Here is an 18,438-nt window from a genome sequence, read left to right as displayed (position 1 = left end):
GTACAGTTGCTGGGCCACTGGCGCGGGGCCCCGGGCACCGCTCAGGCCCCGTACGAGCACGGTGCGTGCCACGGGGCCCTGGCGCAGCGCTACGGTGTCGCCGCAGCGCAGGTCGCGTGCAGGTTTGGCCAGCTGGCCATTGACAGTGACCCGGCCCTTGCCGATCTCTTCGGTGGCGAGGCTGCGGGTCTTGTAAAAGCGGGCGCACCAGAGCCACTTGTCCAGGCGCATCGTCTCCAAGGTATTCATGGGCGAGATTGTGCCGTCTAGGCCACGGGTGTGCTGTCGGTCAAGGGCGCAGGCAGTGGCAGGCGAACCACGGCGTCCAGCCCTGTCACCTTGTGGCCTTGCACCTGGTTTGTCAGTGTGATGTTGCCTTCCAGGGCCTGCACGATCTCATGGCAAATGGCCAGGCCCAGGCCGCTGCCGGTGCGCACGTCTCCTGCAGAAAAGGGCTGGAACAGGCGTGCCGCCAGCTCGTCATCAATGCCGGGGCCGTGGTCGCTGATCGTCAGCGCCGCATGCCGCCCGTCGCTGCGCAAGTCCACGGTCAACTCACTGCCGGGCGGTGCGTGGCGCACGGCGTTGTGCAGCAGGTTGCGGCTCAGTTCGCGCAGCATCCATTCATGCGATTGCACCAGGGTTGGCTCGGTGTGGATGCCAAAGTCCAGATCGCGCTGAGCAATCAGTGGCGAAATCTCCAGCGCCACGGCACGCAGAATGTCATCAAAGCGGGTGGCTGGTGGAGCGCTTTGTTGGCGCAGCTGCTCCACCTTGGCCAGGGCCAGCATCTGGTTGGCGAGCTGGGTGGCGCGGTCCACGGTGTCGCTGATCTCGTGCAGGGCTTGTTGCGGCTCTACGTCGCCGCGCAGGGCCGATTGCACCTGGGTCTTGAGCACGGCCAGCGGTGTGCGCAGCTGGTGGGAGGCATCGCGCACAAAGCGCTTTTGGTGCCGCAGCAGGTGACGCAGGCGCTGCATGACCTCATTGGTGGCGTCCACCAGCGGCTGCAGCTCGCGTGGGGCGAGCGGGGCCGCGATGGGGCTCAGATCGCCCTCGCGCCGGGCCTGCAGCTGCTGGCTGAGTTGCCGCACGGGCTGGGTGGCGCGCTGCACCACCAACACCACGGTAAAGGCCACCACGGCGATCAACAGCGCCTGTCGCAACAGGGTGTTCCACAGGATCTGCAGTGCCAGGGTTTCGCGCACCTCCAGCGTCTCCGCCACCTGGATCACGGCCATCGCCCGGCCTTCGGAGCTGGCCACCGGTTGCAGCAGCACCGCCACGCGCACATCGCGGTCACGAAATCGATCATCGTAAAAGTCCACCAGAGCCGCATAGGGAGGGCGGGCAGGAATGCTGCCGTGCCACACCGGCAGGTCCTCAAAGCCCGACACGATCTCGCCCTTGAGGGTCGAAACGCGGTAGAACATCTGGCTCTGGTTGTCGGCCTCAAAGGCCTCCAGGGCCGAATAAGGAACGATGGCGCGCAGCTGCGCTGCGTCGTCAAAGCCTGTCACATCGAGCTGTTCGCTGATGCTTTTGGCGGATGCCAGCAAGGTGCGGTCATACGCGGTGTTGAGCGATGCCAGCGTCTGGTGGTACAGGCTCCAGGTGTTGAAGCCGATGAACAGGGCTACAGGCAGCAAGATGCCCAGCAGCAGGCGCCGCCGCAGCGAGTGGTGGCGCACTCCATCCTCGCTCATGCGTCGGCCCGCAGCAGGTAGCCCAGGCCGCGCAGTGTCATCAGGGTCAGGCCTGTGCCCGCCAGCTTCTTGCGCAGCCGGTACACCACGACCTCGATGGCTTCGTACTGCACGTCGAGCTGGCCCGGAAACACCAGCTCATACAGTCGCTCCTTGGTCACGGCATGCCCCGGCTGCGCGAGCAGGGCGTGCATCAGCGCCAGCTCGCGCGGGGTCAGCTCCATCACTTCGCCGTTCAGATACAGCGCGCCGCTGTCCTTGTCGTAGCGGATGGCTCCGATCTGCACGGTGCTGGGTGCCAGCGGCGTTACGGCAGGATCTGCGCTGCGGCGCACCAGTGCGCGCAGGCGTGCCTCCAGCTCGTCCAGATCGAACGGTTTGGGCAGGTAGTCGTCGGCGCCAGCGTTCAGCCCCACTACGCGGTCGCCCACGGTGCCACGTGCCGTCAGGATCAGTACGGGGGTGCGCAGGCCACGTGATCGCGCCTGCTGCAGCACCTGCAAGCCGTCCAGACCCGGCAGGGTGAGGTCCAGGATGACGGCGTCGGGCTGCAGGGCGGTCCATTGGCTCAGCGCTGCGCGTCCGTCGCCCACTGCGGTCACTTCCATGCCACGCCGGGTCAGTGCGCGGTGCAGCGTGGCCTGCATGGTGGGGTCGTCTTCTACAAGGAGCAATTGCATGCGCGGCACCATAGCACCGTCTCATTGGGCCGGGTGCATGAGTGTTTTCCCTGAGTCTGAGGACAGCCGTTTGACAGGCAGCGCGCGCATCATCGGGCGGTTCGCAAACCTTATCAGGAGACAGACACCATGCGTCGCGATACCTTTCTGAAATCACTGGCCGCTCTGGCCGCTGCGGGTGCGTTGCCCGTGTCGGCCCAGACGGCAGCGGCCCTCAAGATGATGATTCCCGCCAACCCTGGGGGCGGTTGGGATTCCACCGGTCGCGCGCTGGGCAAGGCGATGCAGGATGCGGGCGCCGCATCGTCGGTGTCCTACGACAACAAGGGCGGCGCAGCGGGCGCGATTGGCCTGGCCCAGTTCGTCAACGCCAGCAAGGGCGATCCGAACGCGCTGATGGTGATGGGCGCCGTGATGCTGGGCGGCATCATCACCGGCAAACCACCGGTGGGCCTGGACAAGGTCACGCCCCTGGCGCGCCTGACCAGCGAATACAACGTGTTTGTGCTGCCCGCCAACTCGCCTTTCAAGACCATGAAGGATGTGGTGGAACAGCTCAAGAAGGACCCCGGCAGCGTGAAGTGGGGTGGCGGCTCGCGCGGCTCTACCGAGCACATTGCCGCCGCCATGATCGCCCGCGAAGTGGGCGTGGACCCCGCCAAGATCAACTACGTGGCGTTCCGTGGGGGCGGTGAGGCCACTGCCGCCATCCTGGGTGGCAACGTGACGGTGGGCGGCAGCGGCTACAGCGAGTTCTCCGAGTACATCTCTGCCGGCAAGATGCGCGCAGTGGGCGTGACCTCGGGCACCCGCCTCAAGGGCGTGAACGTGCCCACACTCAAGGAGCAGGGCATCAACGTGGAAATCGGCAATTGGCGCGGCGTGTACGGCGCGCCTGGCATCACACCCGAACAGCGCAAGGCCTTGATCGATGCGCTGGCCAAGACCTTCAAGCACAAGGCCTGGCAGGACGCGATGGAAAAGAACGGCTGGACCCCCGCATGGATGGCCGGCGACGAGTTCGGCAATTTCGTGGATGCCGAGTTCGCCAGCATGCGCGCCACGATGGCCAAGTCCGGAATGATCTGATCCCGAAGCAAGGCGCGGCAGCCGTCATTTCTGCCTCTGGGCAGGCGGCCTGGCCGTGCATTGGTTGGTGCGAAGGAAAAAACATGACACAACAACATTCATCGCGCTCCAAGCCCTTGCAGACCCTGATCGGGGTCGGGCTGGTGGTGCTCGCGCTGGGTCTGGCCTGGGGGGCCAGCTCGGTCAGTTCAGAAGCGGGCTACGGTGGCGTGGGCCCCAACTTCTTTCCCTGGGTGGTCAGCATTGCCATCCTGATCTGCGGCGTGCTGTGCGTGGCACATGCGCTGAGCGGCGGGTTTCGGGAGCTGGAAGAGGGCTCCGGCGACGAGCGTGCCCACTGGAAGGGCTTCATCTGGGTGTCGGCAGGGCTGCTGCTCAACGCCCTGCTCATCACCACGCTGGGCTTCATCCTGAGCTGTGCGTTGTGCTTCGTGCTGTCGGTGCGGGGTTTCAAGAGCTCGGAAGGTGAACTCGACCTGCGCCTGCAGGCCTGGATCAAGGATTCCTTCATCGGCATCGCGGTAGCGGCCCCGGTGTACTGGATGTTTACGCAACTGCTGGCCATCAACCTGCCCGGCCTGACCAACACGGGGTGGCTGTAAAGCCTGCACGCCATGGAAACCTTAAACCTTTTGATGCAGGGTTTTGCCACCGCGGCAACACCCATCAACCTGATGTGGGCCTTTGTGGGCTGCATGATCGGCACCGCTGTGGGCGTGTTGCCAGGCATCGGCCCCGCAGTGGCAGTGGCCATGCTGCTGCCCATCACCGTCAAGGTCGAGGCCACGGCCTCGATGATCTTCTTTGCAGGCATTTATTACGGCGCCATGTATGGCGGCTCCACCACGTCCATCCTGCTCAACACCCCGGGTGAGGCCGGGTCCATGGTCACGGCCATGGAGGGCAACAAGATGGCCAAGCATGGCCGCGCCGGTGCGGCCCTGGCCACGGCCGCCATCGGTTCGTTTGTGGCGGGCACCATCGCCACGGTGCTGGTGACCTTCTGCGCGCCGCTGGTGGCCGAATACGCCATACGCCTGGGCCCACCTGAGTATTTCATGCTGATGGTGCTGGCCTTCACCACCGTGAGTGCGGTGCTGGGCAAGAGCACGCTGCGTGGCATGGTGGCGCTGTTTGTGGGCCTGGCCATGGGCTTGATTGGCATTGACCAGATCACGGGCCAGGCGCGCTACACCGGGGGGGTGCCTGAGCTGATGGATGGCATCGAAGTGGTGCTGATCGCCGTGGGCCTGTTTGCGGTGGGCGAGGCGCTGTACAACGTGATGTACGAAGGCAAGTCCGACGAAACCCAGAACCGCCTGACCAGCACCCACATGACCAAGGAAGAGTGGAAGCGCTCCTGGCCCGCATGGTTGCGCGCCACGGCCATCGGGTTTCCGTTTGGCACCGTGCCTGCCGGTGGCAGCGAGATTCCAACCTTCCTGAGCTATGCCGCCGAGAAGAAACTGAGCAAGCACAAGGAAGAGTTTGGCACCACGGGCGCCATCGAAGGTGTGGCAGGCCCCGAGGCCGCCAACAACGCGGCCATCACGGCCACGCTGATCCCGCTGCTGACGCTGGGCATCCCCACGTCGAACACCACGGCCATTTTGCTGGGCGCGTTCCAGAACTATGGCATCCAGCCCGGCCCGCAGCTGTTCGACACCAACGGCGCGCTGGTGTGGGCGCTGATCGCGTCGATGTACATCGGCAACGTGATGCTGCTGATCCTGAACCTGCCGCTGGTGGGCCTGTGGGTGAAACTGCTGAACATCCCGAAGTCGTACCTGTACGCGGGCATTCTGGTCTTCTCCACCCTGGGTGTGTATGGCATGCGCCAGAGCGCATTCGACCTGGTGCTGCTGTACGCGATCGGCCTGCTGGGTGTGGTGATGCGCCGCTTTGACTTCCCCGCCGCGCCGGTGGTGGTGGGCATGATCCTGGGCCCCTTGGCTGAGGCTCAGATGCGCAATGCGGTGTCGATTGGTGAAGGCAAGTGGACGATTTTCCTGGAGCGCCCCGGTTCGGTGACCCTGATCGTCATCGTGCTGGCCGTGCTGATCGTTCCGCGCCTGCTGCGCCGTTGGGCTGCCCGCAAGATGGCGCTGGCAGAGGCCTGAAATCGTGGCGAGGCCCCAGGCTCGCACCCATAAAAAAACCGCGCCACCGGGCGCGGTTTTTTTTCGTCCAGACGGCGCGGGCAGATCCGTGCCGACGATTTTCTTGGCAAGCCAGACCCCCAGGCGCTGTGCTCCCGGAGCCCTCCCCACCAGGTGGCTTGCTGTGAACTCAGGCTGAATCGTACCATAAAATGCGAATAGTTCTTATTTGCAGGATGGCGCATGTCTTCATTTCCGCAGGAGTTTCTGGTGCTTTGTCGTCAGTGGGGCGAAGCCCAGCGGCGTTGCAGCGCGGCCCTGACGGCGCAGGCCGCCGAGATCCAGGCGCTGCAGGCCGAGGTGGTGCGGCTGCGTGGGGCGCTGGTGGTGCGCGATACGCGGCTGGCCATGGCGTACGACGAGCTGGCGCAGCTACGGGCTGCTGTGCCGGGGCTATCCCGCCGTCAGACCATGGCACGCCACATCGCTGTGCTGGCGGAGCGCATTGCCACCTTGTCGCGGGAATGCCTGCGCTGGCGACTGGCGGCGCAGTCAGACAACATGGCAGTGAGCCACCCGGGGCAGGGTGGGGCAGCCAGCGCCGCGCCCACGGATGCTTCGGCACACCCCCGCAGGGTGCGCGTGCCCGTGGTGGTCGAGGTCCATCCGGACGCAGATGCGGGTGCGGCCTTCGACGCCAGCCTGGCCGCCGCTGACCTGGTGATTTGCCAGACGGGCTGCATCAGCCATGATGCCTACTGGCGGTTGCAGGACCAGTGCCGCCGCACGGGCAAGCCCTGCATCTTGGTGGACCAGCCGCTGGCAGCATGTGAGGCATCCCGTACACCTCTTTGACTCCGGTTTTGGATAAAAACGCCTGATAGCGCTAGTACCATTTGCCTAGGTAGCTATCTAATTTGTAGCGCCATGACTCCATGCCGGGCGTCTGCTGCCTGTGGGGGGGCAGATCCTGCGCCCCGCCAGCGCGCTACCATCCGCAGATGCCTTTGCTCGCTGATGACGCCCCCGCACTGCCGCTGGATGCCCAGGGCATTCTGGAACTGGCGGCACGCTCCATGTTCCAGCTGTTCTCCAGCGTCAGCCAGGGCATGTTCCTGGTGGATCGCAGTGGGCGCATCGTGTGGGTGAATGAGGGCTACCAGCGCTTTCTGCCGGACCTGGGTTTTTCGTCGGTGGACCAGTTCGTGGGCCGCACGGTGGAAGAGGTCATCCCCAACACACAGATGCGCCGCGTGCTCGAAACGGGCCAGCCTGTGCTGATCGACCTGCTGACCAACAAGGCGGGCACCTTTGTGGTCAGCCGCATTCCGCTGCGCGACGATGCCGACCGCGTGATCGGCGCCATTGGCATCGTGCTGTTCGACCATCCTGAAACCACGCTGCAGCCGCTCATCAGCAAGTTTGCGCTGCTGCAGCGCGACCTGGACGACGCCCGGCGCGAGCTGGCCAGCCAGCGCCGCCGCAGCCTGGCGGTGGCGGGCGACGGCGAGCGGCGGTCCAAGTACACCTTTGCCAGCTTCATCGGTTCCAGCCCCGCTGCGGCCGAGGTCAAGCGCCAGGCGCGCCGTGCAGCGCAGTCGAGCAGTCCCGTGCTGCTGCTGGGCGAGACGGGGACGGGCAAGGAACTTCTGGCCCACGCGATCCACGCAGCGTCTAGCCGCGCCAGTGGTCCGTTCGTCAGCGTCAACATCGCCGCCGTGCCCGACACGCTGCTCGAGGCCGAGTTCTTCGGCGTGGCGCCTGGCGCCTACACCGGCGCCGACCGCAAGGGCCGCGACGGCAAGTTCAAGCTAGCCGATGGCGGCACGCTGTTCCTCGACGAAATCGGCGACATGCCCCAAAGCCTGCAGGCCAAGCTGCTGCGGGCGCTGCAAGAGGGCGAGATCGAGCCGCTGGGCAGCAACAAGCTCGTGCCTTTCAATGTGCGCATCCTGGCCGCGACGTCGCGCGATTTGGCGTCCCTGGTGCGCGAGGGCAAATTCCGCGAGGATTTGTTCTACCGCCTGCATGTGCTTCCGGTGCGTGTGCCGCCGCTGCGCGTGCGGCGCAGCGACATCCCTGCCTTGGTCGAAGCGTTGGGCGAAGACCTGGCCCTGCGCAACGGCACCGCGCCGCCCGAGTTGCTGCCCGATGCAATGGCCCTGCTGGCGGGCCAGCCCTGGCGCGGCAACATCCGCGAGCTGCGCAATGTGCTGGAGCAGGCGGTGATGCGCAGCGACTCGCAGTCCATCGACGCCGCGCAGCTCGAACGCATCCTGCGCGAGGCGGGCGTGGAGCCCGCCGCCCCTGCCCCGGTGCAGGACCCAGGCCACGGCCCAGATGCCGAGGACGAAAGCCGATACCTGCGCCCGCTGGCGGAGCAGGTGGCAGAGCTGGAGCGCAAGGCCATCGCGGCTGCGCTCAAAGCCCATGGCGGCAACAAGCTGGCCACTGCTCGCCAGCTGGGCATCTCGCGCGCCACGCTCTATGGACGTCTGGAAAACCCTGAATAAAAATCAGGCAAATGTCTAAAAATTAGACATTCAATGTGTATTGAAATCAGGCAGTGTCGCCAGGGTGTCAGCAAAAGTATCTTTGAAATCAAGCACTTGGCTGCTGGCACAGACTGTGCAATAAAGAAGCATCACAACAGGAGACATCGCCATGCACCGTCGCACTCTGGTCGCCCTCGCTTCCGCAGCCGTTACCGCCGCCGCACTTTCTGCCCCCGCGTTCGCGCAGACCGGTGAAATCCGCATTGCCCACGTGTACAGCAAGACGGGTCCGCTGGAGGCCTATGGCAAGCAGACCCAGACCGGCCTGATGATGGGCCTGAACTACGCCACCGGCGGCAGCATGACCGTCAATGGCAAGAAGCTCGTCGTGATCGAGAAGGACGACCAGGGCAAGCCTGACCTGGGCAAGAGCCTGCTGGCCTCGGCCTACTCGGATGACAAGGCCGATATTGCCGTCGGCCCCACCTCCAGCGGCGTTGCCCTGGCCCTGCTGCCGGTGGCTGAGGAATACAAGAAGATCCTGCTGGTGGAGCCCGCAGTGGCCGACGCCATCACCGGTGACAAGTGGAACAAGTACATCTTCCGCACCGGCCGCAACAGCAGCCAGGACGCCATCTCCAACGCCGTGGCCATCGACAAGGCGGGCGTGACGGTGGCGACGCTGGCGCAGGACTATGCCTTCGGCCGCGATGGCGTGAAGGCCTTCAAGGACGCGTTGAAGAACGCCAAGCTGGTGCACGAGGAATACCTGCCCACCACCACCACCGACTTCACCGCCGGTGCCCAGCGCCTGATCGACAAGCTCAAGGACGTGCCCGGCCGCAAGGTCATCTTCATCATCTGGGCCGGTGCAGGCAACCCGTTCAAGATCGCAGACATGGACCTTAAGCGCTATGGCATCGAGATCGCCACCGGCGGCAATATCCTGCCCGCCATGGCGGCCTACAAGAACTTCCCCGGCATGGAAGGCGCCACGTACTACTACTTCGGCATCCCCAAGAACCCCGTGAACGAAGCCATGGTGGCTGCGCACTACAAGGAGTTCAAGACCCCGCCGGACTTCTTCACGGCCGGCGGCTTCAGCTCTGCCATGGCGCTGGTCACGGCCCTCAAGGCCACGAACGGCGACACCAACACCAACAAGCTCATCAAGACCATGGAGGGCATGAGCTTCGAGACGCCCAAGGGCAAGATGACCTTCCGCAAGGAAGACCACCAGGCCATGCAGAGCATGTACCACTTCAAGATCAAGGTGGACCCGGCCTTTGCCTGGGGCGTGCCCGAGCTGGTGCGCGAGATCAAGCCTGAAGAAATGAACGTGCCGATTCGCAACAAGCGATAAGCCGGTTTTTCGGTTCCGTTAGCGAGTTAGCGAGTTAGCGAGGCCCGTCGGACAGGACCACCGTCCTGCTCCTTCGGGGTCCATCCCGCAGGGGCGGCCGCCCCTCTTTTTCCAGTGAATTGATGCATGAACCCCCGGATTACACGGGGGCTGGGTCGGTTTTTCTCAAAAATTATTTGGAGACAAGACAACATGGCTTTCAATTTCATCCGGGCGGCTGCAGCAGGGGCTGCGATGACTCTCTGTGGCGTGGGCAGTGTTCACGCTGCCGTCAACCTGCCAGCACTCAAGATCGACAAGACACAGACGACGGTATCGGGCCTGTCCTCGGGCGGCTTCATGGCCGTGCAGCTGCACGTGGCGTACTCGGCCACGTTTGCCAAGGGCGCGGGTGTGGTCGCTGGTGGCCCGTTCTATTGCGCTGAAGGCTCGGTCGTCAACGCCACCGGGCGCTGCATGGCCAGCCCCGCAGGCATCCCCACCAGCACGCTGGTCAGCACCACCAACACCTGGGCCAGCCAGGGCGTGATCGACCCCGTGGCCAACCTGCAGAACTCCAAGGTCTACCTGTTCTCGGGCTCGCTCGACAGTGTGGTCAAGACCGGGGTGATGGACGCGCTGCGCACCTACTACAACAGCTTCGTGCCCGCCGCGAATGTGGTCTACAAAAAAGACATTGCGGCCGAACACGCCATGGTGACGGACGACTACGGCAACGCCTGCTCCACCAAGGGCGCGCCCTACATCAGCGACTGCAACTTCGACCTGGCTGGTGCCATGCTGCAGCACCTGTACGGCACGTTGAACGCCCGCAACAACGCCACCCTGCCCACCGGCAATTACATCGAGTTCAACCAGAGCGAATTCATCACCAACCATGGCATGGCCACCACGGGCTGGGCCTATGTGCCCCAGGCCTGCCAGGCGGGCGGCACGGCCACCTGCAAGCTGCATGTGGTGCTGCATGGCTGCAAGCAGAACATCAGCGATGTGCAGCAGCAGTACGTGCGCAACACCGGCTACAACCGCTGGGCTGACACCAACAACATCGTGATGCTGTACCCGCAGACCAGCACCGCAGCCACCAACAGCTGCTGGGACTGGTGGGGCTATGACAGCGCCAACTATTCCAAGAAGTCGGGCCCGCAAATGGCGGCCGTCAAGGCCATGGTGGACCGCGTCTCCAGCGGCACGGGTGGCACTACGCCCCCCGACCCTGTGGCCCTGCCAGCCCCCACGGGCGTGAGCACGTCGGGCGCCACGGCCAGCAGCATGGCCATCGGCTGGGCCGCCGTCACGGGCGCGGCCAGCTACAACGTGTACCGCAACGCCAACAAGGTCAACGCGCTGCCTGTGACTGCCACCAGCTACACCGACACCGGCCTGGCCGCGTCCACCACCTACAGCTGGACGGTGCGCGCGGCCGATGCCAATGGGGCCGAGGGCGCCACATCGGCCGCAGCTTCGGGCACCACGCTGGCCGCATCGGGCGGCGGCACGGCCACCTGCACCACCGCCAGCAACTATGCACACACCCTGGCCGGGCGCGCGTATGCCGCCGGGGGCTACACCTATGCGCTGGGCTCCAACCAGAGCATGGGCCTGTGGAACGTGTTCGTCACCAACACCTTGAAGCAGACCAGCACCAACTACTACGTGATCGGCACCTGCCCCTAAAGTGCCGGGGCGCGCTGCCGCAGTGCAGGGCGCCCCACCCATTCCATCGATTGACTCAGACCGTGAAAGTGAACCCCCACCCATGAGCACCTTGGCCACCAAGGACTTGACCATCCGCTTTGGCGGCCACGTGGCGGTCAACGGCGTGACCTGCTCGTTCGAGCCCGGCACGCTGACCGCCATCGTGGGCCCCAACGGCGCGGGCAAGACCACCTACTTCAACCTGATCTCGGGGCAACTCAAGGCCACCAGCGGCAGCGTCACGCTGGGCGGGCAAGACCTCACGGGCCAGTCCGTCTCGGCACGCACCCATGCGGGCCTGGGCCGGGCGTTCCAGCTCACCAACCTGTTCCCCAACCTCAGCGTGCTGGAGAACGTGCGCCTGGCCGTGCAGGCCACGCAAGAGGGCAAGCACCGGCGGGGCATGAACCTGTGGAGCATCTGGAGCGACCACAGCGCGCTGACCCAGCGCGCCCGCGTGATCCTGCAGGCCGTGGCCATGACCGACCGGGCCGACACCCCCGTGGCCAGCCTGCCGCATGGCGACCAGCGCAAGCTCGAAGTGGCACTGCTCATGGCGCTGGAGCCGCAGGTCTACATGTTCGACGAGCCCACGGCCGGCATGAGCCATGACGAGGCGCCCGTGATCCTGAACCTGATCCGCGAGCTGAAGAAGGACAAGACCAAGATCATCCTGCTGGTGGAGCACAAGATGGACGTGGTGCGCGAACTGGCCGACCGCATCATCGTGCTGACCAACGGCACGCTGGTGGCCGATGGCCCGCCAGCCGAGGTGATCGCATCGCCCGTGGTGCAAGAGGCTTACCTGGGCGTCTCCAAGGACGCAGAGAAGGAGGCCGCATGAGCACGACACCAACGACCAACCTGCTCGAACTCAAGGGTGTGCACACACACATCGGCGCGTACCACATCCTGCACGGCGTTGACCTGGCTGTGCCCAAAGGGCAGCTCACCATGCTGCTGGGCCGCAACGGCGCAGGCAAGACGACCACGCTGCGCACCATCACGGGCCTGTGGCATGCGTCGCAGGGCTCCATCCACTTTGGTGGCAAAGACATCACCGCGATGAATACGCCGGCCATCGCGGGCCTGAACATCGCCTATGTGCCCGAGAACATGGGCATCTTTGCCGACCTCACGGTGAAGGAAAACATGCTGCTGGCCGCACGCAGCGCGCGCAACGCCGCGCAGATGGATGATGCGCGCTTGCAGTGGATCTTCAAGCTCTTCCCCGCCGTGGAGAAGTTCTGGAACCACCCCGCCGGCAAGCTCAGCGGCGGCCAAAAGCAGATGGTGGCCGTGAGCCGCGCCATCGTCGAGCCGCGCGATCTGCTCATCGTGGATGAGCCCAGCAAGGGCCTCGCGCCCGCCATCATCAACAACATGATCGATGCGTTCGACCAGCTCAAGAAGAGCGGTGTGACCATCCTGCTGGTCGAGCAGAACATCAACTTTGCCAAGCGGCTGGGTGACACCGTGGCCGTGATGGACAACGGCCAGGTGGTGCATGCGGGCAGCATGGCCGCGCTGGCGCAAGACGAAGAACTGCAGCGCTCGCTGCTGGGGTTGGCGCTATGTGTCGTGTGAGTAATTTTAGAGGTTCTCGGGCGGTAGCGCAGGTATCTATTGCCCTGGTAGCTATCAAATGTGTAGCTGATGTACGTGGTGCGGCGACCGCCGCTGGAGGTCGGGCATGAGCGTCACCCGCGATTTCGACTGGAAGCCCCTGGCACTGGTGCCGGCGTTGGCGCTGCTGGTGCTGCCCTTCATCGGCTCGCCCAGCACCTGGCTCACGCTCACGGTGGCGGGGCTGGCCATGGGCATGATCATCTTCATCATTGCCTCGGGCCTCACGCTGGTGTTTGGTCTGATGGATGTGCTGAACTTTGGCCATGGCGTGTTCATTGCGCTGGGTGCGTTTGTGGCCACCAGCGTGCTGGGCGCCATGGGCGACTACACCCAGAGTGCCGAGCTGTGGCGCAACCTGATGGCCGTGCTCCCCGCCATGGTGGTGGCCATGGCAGTGGCCGGGGCCGTGGGCCTGGCGTTCGAGCGCTTCATCGTGCGGCCGGTGTACGGCCAGCACCTGAAGCAGATCCTCATCACCATGGGCGGCATGATCATTGGTGAAGAGCTCATCAAGGTCATCTGGGGCCCCGCGCAGATCCCGCTGCCACTGCCCGAGGGCATGCGCGGCTCGCTGCTGGTGGGCGATGCTGCCATCGAAAAATACCGCCTCGTCGCCGTAGCAGTGGGCCTGCTGGTGTTTGGCGTGCTGGCCTGGACGCTGTCGCGCACCAAGGTCGGCCTGCTGATCCGCGCTGGCGTGCAGGACCGCGAGATGGTCGAAAGCCTGGGCTACCGCATCCGCCGCCTGTTTGTGGGCGTGTTCGTGGTGGGCTCGGCCCTGGCGGGCCTGGGCGGCGTGATGTGGGGCCTGTACCAGCAGAACGTGGTGCCCCAGATGGGCGCGCAGGTCAACGTGCTGATCTTCATCGTGATCATCATCGGCGGCCTGGGCAGCACCGGCGGCGCGCTCATCGGTGCGCTGCTGGTGGGGCTGATGGCCAACTACACCGGCTTCCTGGTGCCCAAGGTGGCGCTGTTCTCCAACATCGCGTTGATGGTGGCCATTCTCTTGTGGCGTCCGCAGGGCGTCTATCCCGTGGCCAACCGCTGATGAGGAGCCGACTGACATGCTGAACCGACTTCTCTCTGGCGACTATCCGCGCAGCAAGGTGCTGGCGGTGATTCTGGTGGCCATCTTTGTGGGCCTGGCGTTCGCGCCGTTCCTCTTCCCGGGTGTCAAGGCGCTGTCCGTGGCAGCCAAGGTGCTGATCTTTGTGGTGCTGGTCGCCAGCTTCGATCTGCTCTTGGGCTACACCGGCATCGTGAGCTTTGCGCACACCATGTTCTTTGGCATCGGGGCCTATGGCATTGCCGTGGCCACCACCCGCATGGGGCCCACGTGGTCGGCGCTGCTGGTGGGGCTGGCCGGGGCGCTGGTGCTCTCCCTGCTGCTGTCGCTGGCGGTAGGGCTCTTCTCGTTGCGGGTGCGGGCCATCTTCTTTGCCATGATCACGCTGGCCGTGGCGGCTGCATTCCAGACGCTGGCCTCGCAGCTGTCGGACATCACCGGCGGCGAAGACGGCTTGACTTTCAAGGTGCCCGAGTTCCTGTCGCCCAGCTTCGAGCCGTTTGACGACCCCTTCCTGGGCGTGAGCATCGATGGGCGGCTGATCTGCTACTACCTGCTCTTTGTCACGGCCGTGGCGCTGGTGCTGGCGCTGCTGCGCATCGTCAATTCACCCTTCGGCCGCGTGCTGCAGGCCATCCGCGAGAACGAGTTCCGCGCCGAGGCCATTGGCTACCGCGTGGTGGTGTATCGCACCACGTCCAGCGTGCTGTCGGCGCTGTTTGCCACCATGGCAGGCGCCATGCTCGCGCTCTGGCTGCGTTACAACGGGCCGGATACGTCCCTGAGCTTCGAAATCATGATGGACTGCCTGCTCATCGTGGTGATAGGCGGCATGGGCACCATCTACGGCTCGGCCATTGGCGCCGTGCTCTTTCTGGTGGCGCAAAGCTACCTGCAGGATCTGCTGCGCCTGGGCAGCGAGGCCACGTCGGGCCTGCCCTGGCTGTCGGCGCTGCTGTCGCCCGACCGCTGGCTGCTGTGGCTGGGCGTGCTGTTCGTTCTGTCCGTTTACTACTTCCCCACCGGTGTGGTGGGGCGCCTGCGCGCGGCAGCTGCGCGCAAGGTGGGGTGAGTGGCCTGGCCGCGCCGGGTGACTGGCGTGGCCTGGGTGTGTGGGTGAGCTGTGCAACAAAGACGCAAAGAAAAAACTCCAGGAGACAAGCACATGAAGATGAGCATGAAGAACCCGCGTTTTCGTCCCTTTTCTCGTCCGTTCGTTCCCGCCGTGCTGGCCGCTGCGGTGTTGGCTGCCTGCGGCGGCAGTGACGGCGACAGCGCCGCACTCAACACCAAGCCCGCTTACCTGGGTGCGATCAGCGAGGCCATGTACGATGGCACCAGCAACGACCTGCTGACGGCTGGCCTGGGCGCCACGGGCCTGGCGGCCGCTGTGCCGCCCGCCTACGCCGACCCGCTCAAGCCCACGGCGGCCGAGCTGCGCCGCACCGCCATCCACACCAACTACCGCGCCATGCTCGACATGACGGCGGCGGGCGGCTACGGCACGCTGTATGGCCCCAATGTGGATGCGCAGGGCAAGGTCACCACCGGCGAGGGCAAGGTGGCGGGCACCGAATACATCGCGTTTGCCGACGACGGCACCGGCCGCAAGAACGTCACCCTCATGGTGCAGGTGCCTGCCAGCTTCGACCCCAAGAAGCCCTGCATGATCACCGCGACGGCCTCGGGCTCGCGCGGTGTGTACGGCGGCATCTCCACGGGCGAGTGGGGCCTGAAGAAGGGCTGCGCCGTGGCGTACTCTGACAAGGGCACGGGCGGTGCTCCGCACGACCTGCAAAACGACACCGTGCCGCTGATTGACGGCACCCGCACCACTGCCACGGCAGCGGGCAAGGCCGCGGCCTTCAACGCAGGGCTCACCGCTACCGAGCTGGCGGCCTTCAACACCGCCACACCCAACCGCTTTGCCTTCAAACACGCGCACTCGGGCCAGAATGCCGAGAAGGACTGGGGCACCACCACCCTGCAGGCGGTGGAGTTTGGCTACTACGTGCTCAACCAGCGCTATGGCGCCACCGATGCAGCGGGCCAGCGCCTGAAGACGCTGACCCCGGCCAACACCATCGTGATTGCATCCAGCATCTCCAACGGTGGTGGCTCCGCGATTGCTGCGGCCGAGCTGGACACCCAGGGCCTCATCAGCGGCGTGGCCGTGTCCGAGCCGGCCATCGAGATGCCGGCCAACCCAGGCGTCACGGTGCGCCGTGGCAGCGCCGATGTGGCCGTCACTGGCAAGACGCTGGTGGACTTCACGACCTACGCCAACCTCTACCAGGCCTGCGCATCGCTGGCACCATCGGTCAGCACCAGCCCCTACGCAGCCGCTTTTGCAGCGGGCTTCGGCAGTGCGGCCCTGCCCATTGCGCCCAATCGGTGCGCTTCGCTCAAGACAGCGGGCCTGCTCACGGCCTCCACCACGGCCACGCAGGCCGAAGAGGCTTTGCAAAAGCTGCGCGCCTACGGCTGGGAACCGGAGTCCAACGACCTGCATGCATCGCTGGCTGCTTTTGAAGTCGCTCCGGCGGTGGCCGTCACGTTCGCCAACAGCCTGTCGCGTGCCAGTGTCAAGGACCACCTGTGCGGCTTCAGCTACGCGGCCACGGCGGCTACGGGCGCGGTGACAACACTGGCACCCGCAGCGCTCGCTGGCATGTTTGCCACGGGCAATGGCGTGCCCCCATCGGGCGGCATCAACCTGGTCAACAACCTGGGCAAGCTGGGCCCGGCACGCGACTTCCTGTCGGTGTCGGACGCTGGCGTGGCCGACTGGAACCTGAGCGGTGCGCTGTGCCTGCGCAACCTCGTCACCGGCAACGACGCTGCTGCCAAGAAGCTGCAGGCCGGTGTTCAGGAAACCCGCCGCAACGGCAACCTGCGCGGCAAGCCCGCTGTGATCGTGCATGGCCGTGCCGACGCACTGCTGCCGGTGAGCCATACGTCGCGCCCCTACGCTGCGCTGAACAAGAAGGTCGAAGGCGCCGCCAGCAAGCTCAGCTATGTGGAAGTGGCCAATGCCCAGCACTTCGACAGCTTCATCGGCTTGCCCACCGTGCTGCCGGGTTATGACAGCCGCTACGTACCGCTGCACGTGTACCTGAACCATGCGCTCGACGCCGTGTACGACCACCTCGCCAACGGCAAGGCGCTGCCCGCCAGCCAGGTGGTGCGCACGGTGCCACGTGGCGGCACACCGGGCAGCGCTCCGGCCATCACCGCCGCCAACGTGCCGCCGCTGGCAGCCACGCCCGCTGCCGCCAACGCCATTGCCATCACGGCGGGCGCCATTTCCATCCCCGACTGACCGGGACGCTGAACGACCTATGTGGACGCCCGGGACTCGTGCACTGCCGGTGCATGTCCCCGGGCCAATCCATGCGCAGTCATCACAAGGATGGAACCAATGAACACTGTGAAGAGTTGGGCACGCCGCGCGTCGGCCGCCCTGAGGTGGAGTGGCGCGCTGATGGTGGCACTGGCCGCAGGCGTTTCGGTGCCAGCGAGGGCTGCCGATGTGGTGGTGGGGCAGGTGGCACCGCTGTCTGGCGTGCTGGCCAGCACCGGCGCTCAGATGGTGCTGGGCGGCAAGATCTATTTCGACTGGGTCAATGCACAGGGTGGCGTGCACGGCGCCAGCATTCGCCAGGCGGTGGCCGACGATGGCTACAAGGTGGCAGACACGGTGGCCCGCACCCGCGAGCTGCTGGCCAATCCCGAGGTGGTGGCGCTCTACGGCTTTGCAGGCACGGCCAACATCACCCAGCTGCTGTCCGATGGCGTGCTGGAGCAGGGCGGCGCCGCGCTGGTGGCGCCTTACACCGGTGGCGAGTCGTTGCGCAGCCCGTTCAACCCCTGGATCTTTCATGTGCGTGCGGGTTATGTGGACGAAACCGAGCACATGGTGCAGCAGCTCACCACCCTGGGCATGAACCGCGTGGCGGTGATGTACCAGGACGATGGTTTTGGCAAGGCGGGCCTCGCGGGCGTGGAGGCGGCGCTGGCCAAGCGCGGCCTCAAGCTCGTGGTGTCAGCAGGCTATGAGCGCAATACCGACAAGGTGGATGACGCCGTCAAAGCCATCAAGGCTGCCGATGTGCATGCGGTCATCATGATTGCGGTGAACAAGCCTGCGGCGGCCTTCATCCAGCGCTACCGCGAGCAGGGCGGCGGCGCGCAGCTGTACAACATCTCGGTGGTGGACCCGACGGAGCTGGTGAAGCTCGCGGGCCTGAAGAACGCCCACGGCCTGGGCATCAGTCAGGTGGTGCCGTACCCCTACCGCCCGCAACTGCCCGTGGTGCGCGAGTACCAGACGTTGCTGAAGAAGTACGCGCCTGAGGCCGAGGTCAACTACACCAGCTTCGAGCAGTTTTTGGGCGCCAAGGTGCTGGTCGAGGCTCTGCGCCGCGCCGGGCCTGCGCCCACACGCGCCAAGGTGGTGAAAGCGCTGGAGTCATTGCAAAGCTATGACCTCGGCGGCATCACGCTGGGCTATTCGCCCACCAGCCGCATCGGCTCGCGCTATGTCGAGGTTACCGTCATCGGCAGCAACGGCCGCCTCATGAAGTGAGCCGCCGACGCTTCACTTTTTT

Annotated in this window: 16 protein-coding genes; 13 read left to right on the top strand and 3 right to left on the bottom strand. The window is 65.3% G+C overall.

The genetic code is table 11. The annotated features are described in order from the left end of the window. From DBR23_RS30760 to DBR23_RS15260, 3 genes are all read right to left on the bottom strand, one after another. Positions 1-249 (bottom strand): RNA-binding S4 domain-containing protein (locus DBR23_RS30760; RefSeq protein ID WP_233250476.1); only part of this gene is annotated, 249 nt, incomplete at its 3' end. 17 nt (positions 250-266) lie between these two features. Beyond that, positions 267-1,706: a sensor histidine kinase gene (locus DBR23_RS15265; protein WP_108498807.1), complete on the bottom strand. Its 1,440-nt coding sequence runs from the start codon at positions 1,704-1,706 to the stop codon at positions 267-269. After that, complete coding sequence (locus DBR23_RS15260; RefSeq protein ID WP_108498835.1) at positions 1,703-2,386, bottom strand: response regulator transcription factor; 684 nt, start codon at positions 2,384-2,386, stop codon at positions 1,703-1,705. Before DBR23_RS15260 ends, DBR23_RS15265 begins: the two co-directional genes overlap by 4 nt. Before the next feature lie 129 nt (positions 2,387-2,515). Here DBR23_RS15260 and DBR23_RS15255 point away from each other — a divergent pair, with 129 nt between their 5' ends. The 13 genes from DBR23_RS15255 to DBR23_RS15195 all read left to right on the top strand — a co-directional run bounded on the left by DBR23_RS15255 (position 2,516) and on the right by DBR23_RS15195 (position 18,416). After that, entirely contained in the window at positions 2,516-3,475 is a 960-nt protein-coding gene (locus DBR23_RS15255) for a tripartite tricarboxylate transporter substrate binding protein (protein WP_056064618.1), read from the top strand. Positions 3,476-3,558: 83 nt separating this feature from the next. Next, positions 3,559-4,077, top strand: a complete 519-nt coding sequence (locus tag DBR23_RS15250; RefSeq protein ID WP_056064616.1) for a tripartite tricarboxylate transporter TctB family protein — start codon at positions 3,559-3,561, stop codon at positions 4,075-4,077. Positions 4,078-4,089: 12 nt separating this feature from the next. Beyond that, positions 4,090-5,595, top strand: coding sequence for a tripartite tricarboxylate transporter permease (locus tag DBR23_RS15245; RefSeq protein WP_056064614.1), 1,506 nt, complete (start codon positions 4,090-4,092; stop codon positions 5,593-5,595). Positions 5,596-5,817: 222 nt separating this feature from the next. Beyond that, complete coding sequence (locus DBR23_RS15240; protein WP_108498806.1) at positions 5,818-6,429, top strand: DUF2325 domain-containing protein; 612 nt, start codon at positions 5,818-5,820, stop codon at positions 6,427-6,429. A gap of 146 nt (positions 6,430-6,575) precedes the next feature. Then, complete coding sequence (locus DBR23_RS15235) at positions 6,576-8,087, top strand: sigma-54-dependent Fis family transcriptional regulator (RefSeq protein ID WP_099730714.1); 1,512 nt, start codon at positions 6,576-6,578, stop codon at positions 8,085-8,087. Between the two features lie 151 nt (positions 8,088-8,238). After that, positions 8,239-9,432, top strand: a complete 1,194-nt coding sequence (locus DBR23_RS15230; RefSeq protein ID WP_056064604.1) for a substrate-binding domain-containing protein — start codon at positions 8,239-8,241, stop codon at positions 9,430-9,432. Positions 9,433-9,624: 192 nt separating this feature from the next. Further along, complete coding sequence (locus DBR23_RS15225) at positions 9,625-11,109, top strand: PHB depolymerase family esterase (protein ID WP_108498805.1); 1,485 nt, start codon at positions 9,625-9,627, stop codon at positions 11,107-11,109. Between the two features lie 82 nt (positions 11,110-11,191). Beyond that, a complete protein-coding gene (locus tag DBR23_RS15220) occupies positions 11,192-11,974 on the top strand; it encodes an ABC transporter ATP-binding protein (protein ID WP_056064596.1) in 783 nt (260 codons plus the stop codon). Next, complete coding sequence (locus DBR23_RS15215; protein WP_108498804.1) at positions 11,971-12,717, top strand: ABC transporter ATP-binding protein; 747 nt, start codon at positions 11,971-11,973, stop codon at positions 12,715-12,717. Before DBR23_RS15220 ends, DBR23_RS15215 begins: the two co-directional genes overlap by 4 nt. A gap of 106 nt (positions 12,718-12,823) precedes the next feature. Beyond that, positions 12,824-13,810: a branched-chain amino acid ABC transporter permease gene (locus DBR23_RS15210; RefSeq protein ID WP_056064590.1), complete on the top strand. Its 987-nt coding sequence runs from the start codon at positions 12,824-12,826 to the stop codon at positions 13,808-13,810. Positions 13,811-13,826: 16 nt separating this feature from the next. Continuing rightward, positions 13,827-14,900 (top strand): branched-chain amino acid ABC transporter permease, encoded by a 1,074-nt coding sequence (locus DBR23_RS15205; protein ID WP_056640192.1) that lies wholly within the window; start codon positions 13,827-13,829, stop codon positions 14,898-14,900. Positions 14,901-14,993: 93 nt separating this feature from the next. Further along, complete coding sequence (locus DBR23_RS15200) at positions 14,994-17,150, top strand: D-(-)-3-hydroxybutyrate oligomer hydrolase (RefSeq protein ID WP_108498803.1); 2,157 nt, start codon at positions 14,994-14,996, stop codon at positions 17,148-17,150. 99 nt (positions 17,151-17,249) lie between these two features. Next, positions 17,250-18,416, top strand: a complete 1,167-nt coding sequence (locus DBR23_RS15195) for an ABC transporter substrate-binding protein (protein ID WP_108498802.1) — start codon at positions 17,250-17,252, stop codon at positions 18,414-18,416. Positions 18,417-18,438 lie beyond the last annotated feature (22 nt).

The sequence above is a fragment of the Acidovorax sp. HMWF018 genome (assembly GCF_003061035.1).
Lineage (GTDB): Bacteria > Pseudomonadota > Gammaproteobacteria > Burkholderiales > Burkholderiaceae_C > Acidovorax > Acidovorax delafieldii.
Note: the sequence above shows the minus strand (reverse complement) of the source record. Positions and strands in the feature narration are given on the sequence as shown.

Excerpts from the sequence above, each read along its gene's own strand:
- DBR23_RS15240 (WP_108498806.1), top strand. The coding sequence starts at position 5,818 with ATGTCTTCATTTCCGCAGGAGTTTCTGGTGCTTTGTCGTCAGTGGGGC.
- DBR23_RS15195 (WP_108498802.1), top strand. The coding sequence starts at position 17,250 with ATGAACACTGTGAAGAGTTGGGCACGCCGCGCGTCGGCCGCCCTGAGG.
- DBR23_RS15255 (WP_056064618.1), top strand. The coding sequence starts at position 2,516 with ATGCGTCGCGATACCTTTCTGAAATCACTGGCCGCTCTGGCCGCTGCG.
- DBR23_RS15215 (WP_108498804.1), top strand. The coding sequence starts at position 11,971 with ATGAGCACGACACCAACGACCAACCTGCTCGAACTCAAGGGTGTGCAC.
- DBR23_RS15210 (WP_056064590.1), top strand. The coding sequence starts at position 12,824 with ATGAGCGTCACCCGCGATTTCGACTGGAAGCCCCTGGCACTGGTGCCG.
- DBR23_RS15260 (WP_108498835.1), bottom strand. The coding sequence starts at position 2,386 with ATGCAATTGCTCCTTGTAGAAGACGACCCCACCATGCAGGCCACGCTG.
- DBR23_RS15250 (WP_056064616.1), top strand. The coding sequence starts at position 3,559 with ATGACACAACAACATTCATCGCGCTCCAAGCCCTTGCAGACCCTGATC.
- DBR23_RS15220 (WP_056064596.1), top strand. The coding sequence starts at position 11,192 with ATGAGCACCTTGGCCACCAAGGACTTGACCATCCGCTTTGGCGGCCAC.
- DBR23_RS15235 (WP_099730714.1), top strand. The coding sequence starts at position 6,576 with ATGCCTTTGCTCGCTGATGACGCCCCCGCACTGCCGCTGGATGCCCAG.
- DBR23_RS15230 (WP_056064604.1), top strand. The coding sequence starts at position 8,239 with ATGCACCGTCGCACTCTGGTCGCCCTCGCTTCCGCAGCCGTTACCGCC.
- DBR23_RS15225 (WP_108498805.1), top strand. The coding sequence starts at position 9,625 with ATGGCTTTCAATTTCATCCGGGCGGCTGCAGCAGGGGCTGCGATGACT.
- DBR23_RS15245 (WP_056064614.1), top strand. The coding sequence starts at position 4,090 with ATGGAAACCTTAAACCTTTTGATGCAGGGTTTTGCCACCGCGGCAACA.
- DBR23_RS15205 (WP_056640192.1), top strand. The coding sequence starts at position 13,827 with ATGCTGAACCGACTTCTCTCTGGCGACTATCCGCGCAGCAAGGTGCTG.
- DBR23_RS15265 (WP_108498807.1), bottom strand. The coding sequence starts at position 1,706 with ATGAGCGAGGATGGAGTGCGCCACCACTCGCTGCGGCGGCGCCTGCTG.
- DBR23_RS15200 (WP_108498803.1), top strand. The coding sequence starts at position 14,994 with ATGAAGATGAGCATGAAGAACCCGCGTTTTCGTCCCTTTTCTCGTCCG.